The organism is Alkalihalophilus marmarensis DSM 21297 (assembly GCF_000474275.2).
GTDB lineage: Bacteria > Bacillota > Bacilli > Bacillales > Bacillaceae_D > Alkalihalophilus > Alkalihalophilus marmarensis.
On sequence record NZ_ATAE01000028.1, the window covers coordinates 39,441 to 52,577 of the forward strand.

Annotated in this window: 13 protein-coding genes; 1 reads left to right on the forward strand and 12 read right to left on the reverse strand. The window is 41.5% G+C overall.

Features of this window, described 5'->3' with window-relative positions; genetic code table 11:
* Window positions 1–4 precede the first annotated feature (4 nt).
* From plsX to A33I_RS09455, 8 genes are all read right to left on the reverse strand, one after another.
* Complete coding sequence (gene plsX, locus A33I_RS09420) at window positions 5–1,006, reverse strand: phosphate acyltransferase PlsX (protein WP_022628200.1); 1,002 nt, start codon at window positions 1,004–1,006, stop codon at window positions 5–7.
* 29 nt (window positions 1,007–1,035) lie between these two features.
* The gene (gene fapR / locus A33I_RS09425) at window positions 1,036–1,596 is read right to left on the reverse strand and encodes a transcription factor FapR (protein ID WP_012959426.1); all 561 of its coding nucleotides are present in this window, start codon (window positions 1,594–1,596) and stop codon (window positions 1,036–1,038) included.
* 185 nt (window positions 1,597–1,781) lie between these two features.
* The gene (gene recG, locus A33I_RS09430) at window positions 1,782–3,830 is read right to left on the reverse strand and encodes an ATP-dependent DNA helicase RecG (RefSeq protein WP_022628201.1); all 2,049 of its coding nucleotides are present in this window, start codon (window positions 3,828–3,830) and stop codon (window positions 1,782–1,784) included.
* Window positions 3,827–4,714: an L-serine ammonia-lyase, iron-sulfur-dependent, subunit alpha gene (sdaAA, locus tag A33I_RS09435; protein ID WP_022628202.1), complete on the reverse strand. Its 888-nt coding sequence runs from the start codon at window positions 4,712–4,714 to the stop codon at window positions 3,827–3,829. The genes recG and sdaAA overlap by 4 nt, the downstream gene beginning before the upstream one ends.
* Before the next feature lie 26 nt (window positions 4,715–4,740).
* The gene (gene sdaAB / locus A33I_RS09440; protein WP_022628203.1) at window positions 4,741–5,403 is read right to left on the reverse strand and encodes an L-serine ammonia-lyase, iron-sulfur-dependent subunit beta; all 663 of its coding nucleotides are present in this window, start codon (window positions 5,401–5,403) and stop codon (window positions 4,741–4,743) included.
* Between the two features lie 128 nt (window positions 5,404–5,531).
* Window positions 5,532–6,386 (reverse strand): DegV family protein, encoded by an 855-nt coding sequence (locus A33I_RS09445; RefSeq protein ID WP_022628204.1) that lies wholly within the window; start codon window positions 6,384–6,386, stop codon window positions 5,532–5,534.
* Between the two features lie 21 nt (window positions 6,387–6,407).
* Window positions 6,408–8,096 carry a DAK2 domain-containing protein gene (locus A33I_RS09450; RefSeq protein WP_022628205.1) on the reverse strand — a complete coding sequence of 563 codons (1,689 nt, stop codon included), beginning with the start codon at window positions 8,094–8,096 and terminating at the stop codon, window positions 6,408–6,410.
* Between the two features lie 23 nt (window positions 8,097–8,119).
* The gene (locus A33I_RS09455; protein WP_022628206.1) at window positions 8,120–8,482 is read right to left on the reverse strand and encodes an Asp23/Gls24 family envelope stress response protein; all 363 of its coding nucleotides are present in this window, start codon (window positions 8,480–8,482) and stop codon (window positions 8,120–8,122) included.
* A 226-nt stretch (window positions 8,483–8,708) separates the two neighbouring features.
* On the opposite strand from A33I_RS09455, the gene rpmB reads away from it, so the two are divergent.
* Window positions 8,709–8,897, forward strand: coding sequence for a 50S ribosomal protein L28 (gene rpmB / locus A33I_RS09460; protein WP_012959433.1), 189 nt, complete (start codon window positions 8,709–8,711; stop codon window positions 8,895–8,897).
* A 51-nt stretch (window positions 8,898–8,948) separates the two neighbouring features.
* Here rpmB and spoVM read toward each other — a convergent pair whose 3' ends face one another.
* The 4 genes from spoVM to pknB form a co-directional block, all read right to left on the reverse strand.
* Window positions 8,949–9,029 carry a stage V sporulation protein SpoVM gene (gene spoVM, locus A33I_RS09465; protein WP_022628207.1) on the reverse strand — a complete coding sequence of 27 codons (81 nt, stop codon included), beginning with the start codon at window positions 9,027–9,029 and terminating at the stop codon, window positions 8,949–8,951.
* 396 nt (window positions 9,030–9,425) lie between these two features.
* Window positions 9,426–10,073 (reverse strand): ribulose-phosphate 3-epimerase, encoded by a 648-nt coding sequence (gene rpe, locus A33I_RS09470; protein ID WP_022628208.1) that lies wholly within the window; start codon window positions 10,071–10,073, stop codon window positions 9,426–9,428.
* A gap of 3 nt (window positions 10,074–10,076) precedes the next feature.
* Window positions 10,077–10,973 (reverse strand): ribosome small subunit-dependent GTPase A, encoded by an 897-nt coding sequence (rsgA, locus tag A33I_RS09475; protein WP_022628209.1) that lies wholly within the window; start codon window positions 10,971–10,973, stop codon window positions 10,077–10,079.
* Between the two features lie 68 nt (window positions 10,974–11,041).
* Window positions 11,042–13,135 carry a Stk1 family PASTA domain-containing Ser/Thr kinase gene (gene pknB / locus A33I_RS09480; protein ID WP_022628210.1) on the reverse strand — a complete coding sequence of 698 codons (2,094 nt, stop codon included), beginning with the start codon at window positions 13,133–13,135 and terminating at the stop codon, window positions 11,042–11,044.
* Between the last annotated feature and the right edge of the window lie 2 nt (window positions 13,136–13,137).

Below are 13,137 nucleotides of genomic sequence, written 5' to 3' on the forward strand. Positions count from 1 at the left end.
TTCTCTACTTGCTTTGTGTAGAATTTATTGCAGCAACTTCTGTTTCAATGATGGTTGTAACCTGCTCTTCTACCATTTGTCTTGCTTGTCTGATCGCATGGTATACTGCCACTTCATCAGAGGAACCATGCGCTTTAATGACAGGCGCCTTAAGCCCAAACAGTCCCGCACCGCCATACTCTGAATAACTTAGTTGACTTTTAATATCTTTAAAGCTTGACTTAAGCATTCCAGCTGCAAGTTTATTTTTCACAGATTTCGTTAGTTCCTTTTTCAACAAAGAAAATAAAGTTCCTGCTGTTCCTTCAATTGTTTTTAAAACTAAATTCCCTGCAAAGCCATCACAAACTACTACATCAGCGACCCCGTTCATAAGGTCCCTGGCCTCAACGTTTCCGATAAAATGAAAATTAGCTGCTTCTAGGAGCGGGAACGCTTCTTTTGTTAATTCGTTTCCTTTTCCGCTCTCAGTACCGACATTTAATAGTCCTACACGAGGCTTTTTAACTTTTTGTACTTTTTCCATATATGTATTGCCAATGATTGCATATTGAAGCAGCTGCTCTGGTTTTGCATCCATATTAGCCCCTACATCAAGCAGTAAAAATCCATTGCCGTCAAGTGTTGGCAGCATTGGCGCGAGGGCTGGTCGATCAATTCCTTTAATCCGGCCAACATGCAAGAGCCCTGCTGTCATTAAAGCGCCCGTATTTCCTGCCGATATGCTGGCATCAGCACGACCTTCTCGTACTTCACGCACACCAAGAACCATCGAAGCTTCCTTTTTTCTGCGGACAGCTGTTGTCGGCTGATCTGTATCTTCAATTTTTTCTGTTGTATGAAGAATCGTAATATTTGTATCATCTTTTAAATGTGGACGAATGTCTGATTCGTTGCCCACGAGCGTTATTTCCAGCCCGGAAAAATCTTTCACTGCTTGCTCGGCAGCTGCTACTTGGGCACGCGGTGCATGATCTCCGCCCATTGCATCAATTGCAATTCTCATTTTCATTCTCCTTTTTTATTCAACCTATATCAACCTATATCATTGTTGCGATACATCACAAACTCACCCTGAAAAACCATTTCTTGGTCTACAAAGCTCTCTACTTTAACAGTGGTACGTCCTTGTTCTGTCAATAATACACTCGCTTTGGCTATAACCCTTTCACCGGCTTTAACCTGTCTTGTAAAGTGAATGACAGCCCGCTGTGTCAGTGCAAGCGGATCATCTATGATCGCCACTGCCAGCGAATTCGCTTGGGCAAATAGATGGTGCCCTCTTGCAATACCTGAACGACTAAAGACATGTTCGTTTTGTACGTCTAAAATGGATATCGCTCGTTCATCAAGCTGTAAATCGACAATTTCTCCGATCACCTCATCAGGATGAAGCGCACGAACATCATCAAGCTGTTGTTTAGCAACATCTTTAATTCTCTCACGAAGTTCAGGGATTGCAAGTTCCATTCTATCAAGCCTAATCGTTTGAATACTTACGGAAAAACGCTTGGCAAGCTCTTCATCTGTCATAAACGGATTACTTGCCAGCGTTTCTTGTAAAATCGATTGGCGTTCCTTTTTACGTCTTTTCATATCTTGCCCTACCACCCTTTACCTAGGTGCAGACACCTCACAATTTGACTTTTCAAGCACAGCTATAGAATGGTGCATGAAAAGCATGTGACGATCGCAGCCCTGTTGGTTCAATCAAACAACTCATAATTTATATGACTAGGTACTAAGAGTAGTATATAATTGCACACTTATAATTTCAATAGTTAATCAAGCTTTTCTCCAGCAAATACACCAGACTCCTCTAAGTACTTTCTAAAGTAGCTGTAGACAGGGTTTTCAAAGAAATCAGCTTTGTTTACTAATTCAGCTGCATCTTGCCTAGCCACTTCAAGCGCCCGGTAATCATGAACCACATCAGCTACTTTAAAATTAGGAAGTCCGCTTTGTTTTGAACCGAAAAAATCCCCAGGTCCGCGCAGCTCCAAATCTCTCTCAGACAGCACAAACCCATCATTTGTCTCGGTCATAATCCGCATCCGCTCTTTTCCAACTTCCGACTTAGGGTCAGCGAGCAATATACAATAAGACTGAGCTTCACCTCGTCCTACCCTGCCTCTTAATTGATGAAGCTGAGCAAGTCCGAAGCGTTCGGCGTCATAAATAACCATAACTGTAGCATTAGGCACATTCACACCGACTTCAACCACAGTAGTCGATACTAAAATTTGTGTCTCGTTCTCACTGAACGCTTCCATCACTTCATCTTTTTCCTTTGGATGAAGACGCCCATGCATTAAGCCGACTTTAAACTTCCCGCTGTAATGCTGCTGGAGGATCGCATGTACATCAATCGCATTTTGCACATCGAGTGATTCCGACTCTTCAATAAGCGGACAAATGACATAGGCTTGTCTCCCTGCTTGCAACTCTTTTTCAATAAAACCAAGCACACGGTCTAGCATGTCATGTTTTGCCCAATACGTTTCAATTACCTTCCGCCCCGCAGGCATCTCATCAATAATTGATACATCCATATCACCAAAAACGGAAATAGCAAGCGTTCTAGGAATTGGCGTTGCCGTCATAAATAATACGTCAGGATGCTCCCCTTTATCTCGAAGCACTCTTCTTTGTTCTACACCGAAACGATGCTGCTCATCTGTAATGACTAGACCTAAGTCGTGAAAGATGACATCTTCTTGAATGAGCGCATGAGTGCCAACAGCAATATGCATCTCCCCTGATTCAAGGCGCTCGAGTCTCTCTCTTCTTTTCTTCCCTTTGACTGAACCTGATAAGAGCTCAACTTCAATACCGAATGGTTCAAGAAGAGGTTTAAGCGAGGAAACATGCTGCTCAGCTAATATTTCTGTCGGCACCATAAGTGCTGCTTGTTTTCCGGCTTGAACAACGGCATACATACACACAGCCGCAACGATGGTTTTACCGGATCCAACATCCCCTTGCAAAAGGCGGTTCATTCGGTAATCAGATTCAATATCATGAAGGATATCTTTCACTACTCTTTTTTGAGCACCCGTTAGCGGGAATGGGAGGCTGCTCACAAAATCTCTCACTTTGTTTCGATCAAGCTTAAGAGGCACACCGACCGATTGCTCACGGTTTATTTTTCGATACGCTTGCATTTTTAACTGAAAGAATAGAAATTCCTCATAGACCATTCTTCGCCGTGCATGTTTTGTTGCTTCATCTTTTGATGGATAATGCAGACGGTAGGTCGCTTCTCTTTTAGTTGGAAGCTTGTATTTTTCTAAAAACGATTCCGGAAGCACCTCAGGTATATCCTCGCCGTATTGCTGCATCGCTTGATAAATATATTTCTTTAATGATTTTGAGGTCAATTTGCCTGATACCGAATAAACAGGAACGATTGTCTGTTCTTTTTCTACTCTGCCTGGATGGCACTCGCTGCCGGCTATGGTCATTCTATGCTGATCCCATTTACCGGTAACGGTTACCTCCTGCCCGATTGTAAAGTACTTTTTTAGGAATGCTCGGTTAAAAAAAGTAACGGTGATTAAAATTTGATTGACTAACAACCTTACCGATAAGCGGTTTTTTTTCTTTCCGTAATAGCGGATCGATGGTTCACTCTGCACCACACCGACAACTGTCACTCTCTCATCATGCTTTGTATCTTGTAAATCTTTTAACTGGTAATCTTCATACCGAAAAGGGAAATGCTCGATTAAATCTTGGACTGTATGAACATTCATACCAGCCATTTGTTTAGCTGTTTCCTCACCGACTCCCTTAACTTCGGTAACCGGTAAACTCATGTTTTGATTCATTTCTTATCAAGCGACACACCAAAAATTTTGGCTTCTAGCTCCCGTCCAGTTGGTGTCGCTGCTAATCCTCCTTGCGCTGTTTCACGGAGAGCTTCCGGCATGGTTTGACCAATTTTATACATCGCATCAATTACTTCATCACACGGAATTCTGCTTGTAATTCCTGCTAATGCCATGTCTGCTGCCACAACTGCATTTGATGCACCCATTGCATTACGTTTCACACATGGCACCTCAACAAGCCCTGCTACAGGGTCGCATACAAGACCGAGCATATTCTTTAAAGCGATTGCCATCGCTTCTGCGGATTGACTCGGTGTGCCGCCAGCAAGCTCTACTAATGCAGCTGCTGCCATTCCGGTTGCAGACCCCACCTCAGCCTGGCACCCCCCAGCCGCACCAGAGATAGAGGCATTATTTGCTACTACAAAACCAAAAGCACCTGATGCAAATAAATAACCAATCATCTCGTCTTCTGTCGGATTTAATTTTGCTTCTAATCCAAATAATACGCCCGGTACAACTCCTGCGGCCCCTGCAGTTGGTGTGGCACAGATTGTTCCCATTGCAGCATTTACTTCATTCGTTGCAACAGCTTTACTAACTGCATCTAAAAGGACATCACTAGATAAAAAATTGCCTTTTTTAATATATTCTTGTAACTTAACCGCATCTCCGCCAGTTAGGCCGGATACTGAACGAACATTTTCAGAAATCCCTCTTTCAACTGCGGCCCTCATCACTTTCAAATTTTCTCTCATTTGATTCATGACGACCTCTCGTGATTTGCCGCTTACTTCTACTTCCTGTCTGATCATCACTTCAGAAATAGGTATGTCTTGTGATTCAGCTAATTCTACAAGCTCCGCAACATTACGAAACATATTCATTCCTCCTACTAGCATTCCGCCTAATCATGAATCTTTGTCACTTTCACGATATTTGGCAGGCTTTCTAGTTCTTTTAAAATCGTATTTGGTACATTTTGGTCAACTTCTATTACCATAAGAGCTTCTTTCCCTTTTTCTTTTCGCGATACTTCCATATGTCCAATATTAATTTCATGCTTTGCAAGCACATTCGATACGCCTGCTATCACACCATACCGGTCATTATGAACGACTAATATAGCAGGATGATTTCCAGAGAGTTTTAATTTAAATCCGTTCAGTTCAATGATTTCTATTTTACCGCCCCCAATGGAGATACCAACCAGTTCAATTGTGACCTCTCCTTTTGTTAACACCACTTTGGCCGTATTGGGGTGATCCGTCAAGGCTTCTTCTTCATGAAAATGAATATCAATCTTTTCTTCTTTTGCAATTGTAAGCGCATTCGTAATCCTAGAATCGAAGGTGTCAAAGTCTAATATTCCTCCAACAATCGCTACGTCTGTTCCATGTCCTCTATACGTTTTGGCAAATGATCCATAAAAATAAATATCTGCACGATCTGGTTTTTCTGCAAACAATGTTCTTGCTACTCTCCCTATCCTCGCTGCTCCTGCAGTGTGAGAACTTGAAGGCCCAATCATAATAGGTCCAATAATATCAAACACTGTACGATACTTCATAACGTTCCTCCTGTTATTATCATCCGTTTAGTACTACATTTCTCTAGAAATGAAGAAATGAAACCTATCTATAAAGCAAAAATATCCCTACCTAGCTATGGTGTAGGCAGGAATATCCTTATGATTCATCATGCTTTTGTGATGGAAAAGGCAACAGTGCCCGGGCCGACGTGTGCACCGATTACGGCTCCGATATCTGTGATCACTTCTGATTCCACATTAAATTCAGCTCGCATTCGATCCAGCATTTCACGAGCGAGCTCTTCATTTACAGCATGTGAGACGCCAACATGAACACGCTCTTGTCCATATTGATCACGCAGCACTTCTAAAATACGGCTTAACGCCTTCTTCTGACCGCGTACTTTTTCTACAGGGTAAACTTCCCCGTCTTCTGTCAGGCTGAGAATGGGCTTAATTTTCAACAATGAACCAAGCATAGCTGACGCTTTCCCGATTCGGCCATTCTTTTGCAGAAACTCAAGCGTATCTACTAAGAAATACACCTTCGTGGCGTTCATTAACTCATCAATACGGCTAAGACATTCTTCAACTGACTTTCCTTCATTAGCCATCTTCGCAACTTCAACAACGATGATTCCAATCGCATAGGATGCTCGCTTCGAGTCAATCACATGAAGCTTATCAGAAAGATCTAGTGATTGCTTTGCAATCATGGCAGCTTGGTAGGTCCCGCTCATTTTAGATGATAAATGAATCGAGATGATCGTAGTATCTTCTTCTGTAAGCAGCTCACGATACAATTCTTCAAATTGATAAGGAGTCGGCTGAGATGTTGAAGGGATCCGATCTTCTGCTACAACCTTCTCATAAAACTCAGTCGATGTTAAAGTGACTCCATCTTGATACGTCTCCTCTTCAGAGAAGATCACGTTTAATGGAATGACCGTAATGTTTAATTGTTCAGCAAGCTCCTTTGGAATATCCGCTGTGCTATCTGTTACCACTACTACTTTTGACATACAATCCAACCCCCGTACGGATTATTCAACCGAGAAAATATATGAGTATAGTGGCTGATTACCTAAATGGATATCTACCTCTACATCTGGATACTCACTCTCAATATAGGCAGCTAACTCATCTGTTAACTCACTGCTTGCATCTTCCCCTTGCAGGATTGTAATAATCTCACTATTTTCATCCATTAACTTTTGCAGCAGCTCTTTTGTAACTTCTAGTACATCGGCACCCGAGCTGACGATCTTTTTCTCTGCTATTCCCATGAAATCTTCTTTTTTAATATCAATACCATCAATATTTGTATCACGAACAGCGAATGTAACTTGTCCTGTTTTCACATGAGACATTGCCTCTTTCATTCCTTGTGCATTTGCATCAAGCGCATCTGATGGGTTAAATGCGAGTAATGCAGCAAGTCCTTGAGGAACAGTTTTAGAAGGAATAACAACCGCTTTTGCATCCACTACTTGCGCAGCCTGTTCTGCTGCCATAATGATATTCCCGTTGTTAGGAAGAATAATAACTTTTTCTGCGTTTACTTCTTCAATGGCACGCACAATATCCTCGGTACTTGGATTCATCGTTTGCCCGCCTTGAATGACAGCACTTGCTCCTAAGCCTTCAAACAGCTTGGCAATACCATCGCCCATAGATACCGTTACAATACCGTATTCGCTCTTTTCCTTCGGTGCAGCCGCAGGAGCTTCTTCTTCGCCTCCATAAACAGCTTTCGTTTCGTCTAGAAGGTGGGTATGTTGTTCACGCATATTCTCGATTTTAATGTTGATTAGGTCACCAAAACGTTGAGCTTTCGATAGAACCGCTCCTGGTTCCTCTGCGTGAATATGTACTTTCAGAAGATCTTCATCAGATACAACTAAAAGTGAATCACCATGTTCACTTAGTTCATTACGGAATGATGTTTCATCAAATGGATTAGCAGCTAATTTCTCTTGCTCAAAACGAACCATCACTTCTGTACAATAACCAAATTCAATATCTTCTGTAGACATATGACTTTGAGCATTATGATGTTCAATTTTTACTAGATCCTCCATTTGCGGCTCTTCAGGCAATGAATCTGACAGCTTTTCACCTTTAAGCACTGCTAAAAATCCTTCGTAAATATAAACTAATCCTTGTCCACCAGAATCAACCACTCCAACCTCTTTTAATACAGGGAGAAGATCCGGTGTTCTTTTTAAAGAAGCACGTGCTTCTTTAAGCACTTCTTCCATCATGGCTATGACATCTTTTTCATGTTTGGCTGTTTTCACAGCGTGTTTTGCCGCATCTTTTGCGACAGTTAGAATTGTTCCTTCAACAGGTTTCATAACCGCCTTATATGCTGTTTCAACACCATGTTCAAATGCCTTAGCTAAATCCAGTGCACCAATTGACTCTTTCCCTTCTACATCTTTAGAGAAACCGCGGAATAATTGAGATAAGATAACACCGGAATTACCACGCGCTCCCATTAAGAGTCCTTTTGCAAAAGAGGCAGCGACCTTACCTGCATCATCACTAACTTGTGCTTTCACTTCTTTTACCCCAGAAGTAATGGACAAGTTCATATTTGTACCTGTATCTCCATCCGGAACAGGGAATACATTAAGTGAATCCACCACTTTAACATGTTTTGATAAATTAGCTGCCCCTTCGACAAACATATGGGCAAGTTTTTTTCCTTCAATCAAATTTACTGACACAACAAGCTCCTCCTAACTACACCTTACGGATTAGTAACGCGGACGCCTTGAACAAAAATATTCACGGAATCAACATCTAACCCTAACATTTGTTCTAACTGATACTTCACTTTCGTTTGGACATTGTAAGCTACTTCAGAAATTTTTGTACCATAGCTTACGATAATGTACATATCGATATGAATTTCCTCATCGATCTCACGAATTACCACACCGCGGCGAAAGTTTTCTTTTCCTAACAAATCAGTAATACCATCCTTGATTTGCTTTTGGGAAGCCATCCCAACAATACCGTAACAATCGACTGCTGCTCCGCCAGCAATTGTAGCTACTACATCTTTAGAAACATCTACAACACCTAGTTGGGTTTTCATTTCAATGGACATAAATGATTCCTCCTTCTCGAATTCAAGACTTCGGTCATTATCGTCATTTTACTATACTCAAAGGGTTTTTTAAAGTTGTTTTAAAATAAGGGGGGCAAAGATACACTGTCAAGCAAGTTTACTTGATAAACTTTCCGTGTAACTATTGCATTCGTATAGGGGCTGTGCTACTATAGTCAAGTATGATTTCTGTGGTCATCGCTATTGGTATAAGGAGGTGCAGATCATGGCTCGTAAATGTGCAATTACTGGAAAACAAGCAAAAAGCGGCAACAAGCGTTCTCACGCATTGAATAAAACAAAACGCCGTTGGGGTGTAAACGTACAAAAGGTTCGTATTTTAGTAGATGGTAAGCCTAAGCGTGTATATGTTTCTACTCGTGCGCTTAAGTCTGGTAAAGTTGAACGCGTATAATTTACTTCGTTTATAACAAAAAAGCACCGTGTTAACGGTGCTTTTTTGCATTTACCCCTTTTTGAATGAGTTCAGCATGGCCCTTACGAATCCACCTAAAAATTTGGGCAGTTTGATTGTGTAGAATTTCATAGCTCCTCCTCCTCAACGTAAAACCCATGAGTTAATGATAAAGAACTTTAGCTAGCGACCAGAGCGGGCGGTAGCAAAGCTTGCTTCACCCTTTCGATAAAAAGACTTGCAGTATAATAGAGAAAGGATAAAAACAATACTCTTTTCTACTAGTATATTCACAAGCTAAGAACTATACCTACTTTTTCCGAGAATTCTCTAACCTTGTCTTCCTACCTTATACATATGCATTTCTTTACTAGATATGTCTTGGACTTTTGGAGTAAGTACACCTCTTTATCTGACCCTAAAGCACATAATACTTATATGCATTAGTTGACCCAACTGTTCCCTGCAATTAAAAAGAACCTAAGAAAACAAAAAAAACGTTAGTCGAATGACTAACGTTCACACAGATTAAGATCCTCTAATATCAGCAATGGCCTTCGCACGGTCTTCTTTATTGTAAATAGCTGAACCAGCTACTAACACATTAGCACCAGCTTCCACACATTGTTTAGCTGTTTCCGGATTCACTCCTCCGTCCACTTCAATCTCAACATCTAAGCCTTTTTCTTTAATGTAGGAAGAAGCTTCTTTGATTTTTGGCAGGACAGATGAAATGAAAGACTGGCCGCCAAAACCTGGATTTACGGTCATAAATAAAATCATATCCAGATCCTCCACTATTGGCTTAACTGCGTCAAACGGAGTATGAGGATTTAAAACGACTCCTGCCTTGCAGCCATTCTCTTTAATTAAGTGAATAGTTCTGTGAAGGTGCGGACACGCTTCTACATGCACAGTAATGATATCTGCACCTGATTTTGCAAACTGCGGGATATATTGATCAGGATTTTCGATCATTAAGTGAACATCTAACGGCAGTTTAGTAACGGGGCGGATCGCATCCACTATTAAGGGACCGATCGTAATATTTGGAACAAAATGCCCGTCCATCACATCAACATGGATGTAATCGGCACCGCCTGCCTCTACTTCTTTAATGTCTTCTCCAAGGGTAGCGAAATTAGCTGAAAGAATCGATGGTGCAATTTTAATCATGATCTAATACCTCCGTTTAGTGTTCTTAATTTCATCTAAAAAAACAAGATAGTGCTCATAACGGCCGTTGTCAATTTCACCTTGCACAAGCGCTTCTTTTACTGCACATTTAGGTTCAGAGGTGTGCGTACAGCCCCGAAACTTGCATAGATTATGGACGCTTGCCATTTCAGGAAAACAGCTTGATAAGTCTTCAAGCTCCATTTCAATAAAATCAAGCGAGCTAAAGCCCGGGGTATCTGCAATTAATCCCCCGCCCACTGATAATAATTCTACGTGTCTTGTTGTATGCTTGCCTCGACCTAGATGACTTGAAATTTGATTGGTTTCAATTTCTAGTTCCGGTTTTAGTACGTTTAGCAGAGAGGATTTACCTACTCCTGACTGACCCGCGATAACGGTGACTTGATCTTTGATACAAGATAAAATTTCTACCATTTCGTTCGTTTGATTTGATGATTGGTTTTGATTTGTTGTTAAAATGACGGTATACCCAATGGCTTCATATTGCTTTTGATATTCTTTTATTTCCGCTAGTTCATTTGGTAATAATAAATCGACCTTAGAAATAATAATAACCGGTTTGATATTGTTTGCTTCGATATGTACTAAAAAACGGTCGAGCAACAGCGGACTGAAGTCAGGTTCCTTCGCTGAAAAAACAAGCAATGCTTGATCGATATTAGAAATAGGCGGACGTACCAGTTCATTCTTTCGATCAAATACATCTAAAATATAACCATCTGTACGATTTTCGGCTTCAAATTCCACCTCATCTCCTACAAGCGGTTTAATCTTGCGCTTTCTAAAATTTCCACGACCTCTGCATTGGAATATTCCATCTTCATTTTGAACGTAATAAAAACCACTTAAGGCTTTTACAATCATACCAGTTGCCATGCATAACCTCCTTAATTTTCCCCAAAGCAAGTAGAGAGAGCTTAGCTTACTCACTAAGCTCTCTTCTTTTAATTGAATGTATATTGCTTAGAACTATGAGCTTGGTTTCCGTTGACATAAACATCAAATGAACCTGGATATTCCTCACTTACCTCTAGAGGTATGGAATAGGTTTTCGGTTCAGTTATTGATTCCTCAACAAATACTTCATCAGCCCCATTTGTTGTCGCATCACGATAAATGATACGGATCTCATAACTGTTACCGGCCTCTTGGTCCTCTGGCGATACGTCAACAGGCTGATTCACTTCATATTGTTTTGTTGCTGGTGTTTCTGGTTCAGGATCTGGCTCTTCGGTGCTTCCGCTATCTTCTGGCGTATCCTCTGACGCTGGTGGTGGTTCTTCTTCTCTAGGTCCGCTTGAGACAATTAACTGCACATCATCACCCGGCTGCAGCATCGTAAATGCTCCAGGTGATTGACGTATGATTAGACCTGCCTCCACTGAATCAGAGTACTCATTTTGGAAACGGCCGTTTAAGCCTGCCTCAGTTAAATACTCACGAGCGGCATCTTCGCTTTCGCCCTCTAAATTACGAAGCCTAATCTCTGATTGAACCGCATACGTTAAATAAACCGTTGTTTCACCTGCTACCACTGTTTCACCAGCACCAGGACGCTGCTCGGTAACGATGCCAGGTGTTTGGGTCGAATCTTCCTGCTCAATACGTTCGACCGATAAGCCTTGTTCATCGAGAAGGCGCTCTGCCCTTTCAATAGGAAGCCCAATAACATCATCGAGTTCAAAGCTCGCGTCTTCTATATTAACATACAGGATCACTCTTGATTGTTCCTTTACTCTCGAACCTGCCCTTTGGCTTTGCCGCGCAACATGTCCAGGTTCAACACCTTCTACCTCCTCATCCTCGCGCTCGACTACAAGGTTAAGGCCAAGAAGCTTTTCTTCAGCCTCTTCATACGGCATACCAACAACATCAGGAACTTCAACCTCTGCCACATAGAAGAGATTAGGAAACAGGACAAAAGCCGCTGCCGTAGAACCGATTAATAATAACAACGCGATCAGGCTGATAATCAGCCATTTTTTCTTCTTTTTCTTTTTAGGTGCAGGCTCCGCAGGCTCTTCACCTGCCTCAGCTTGCTCAGACGCAGGCTTTGGAGGCGGTGTAGGGGCAGCAACAGGAGCCGTTCGTTCATTGGATTTTATTTCAATTGTTTTGTCGACATCATCTTCTTTTAAATCGTCATCTTTAATGATAGGAATAGCCTTTGTCATGTCTTCTTCAACATCATTAGCATAGTATACATCTTCATTTAGTCTGTCTGGATTTAAAACCGTTTCGACATCTTCTTCCATATCATGAATCGTTGCATATCTTTTTAACGGATCTTTAATTGTCGACCTTCTAATAACATTTTCAATGCTTTGCGGCAGTCCTGGGACGATCGATTTTGCAGAAGGTACCTCATTTTGTAGGTGCTTAATTGCAATAGACACGGCCGTATCACCCTTAAAAGGCAGCGTACCTGTGACCATTTCAAACAAGACAATTCCCATAGAATAAATGTCAGAGCGGTACGTAACATGACCTCCGCGTGCTTGTTCTGGTGACAAATAATGCACAGAACCCATAACTGAATTAGTATGCGTGATCGTAGCCGATGAAATCGCACGCGCAATTCCAAAGTCTGTGACCTTAGCAACGCCGTCCTTACTCACTAATATATTATGTGGTTTAATATCACGGTGGATAATTTGGTTTGCATGGGCGTGCGAGATCGCAGCCATCATTTGCTTGAGCAGATCAAGCACCTTTTCAACAGGCAGAGGACCTTCCGATTGAATTAATTCTTTCAACGTAAATCCTTCTACGTATTCCATTACAATGTAATACGTATTGCCCTCTTCTCCGACATCAAAAATATTAACGACATTCGGATGGTTTAAACTTGTTGCAGCTTGTGCTTCCCGGCGAAAACGTTTAATAAACTGTTCATCTTCTGAGAACTGTGGTTGGAGAACTTTTACTGCAACATGACGGTCTAAAATGACATCTAATGCTTTATACACATTTGCCATTCCGCCGCCGCCGATTACTTCAAGAATTTGATATCGGCCCGCAATACGAGTACCTATCATTT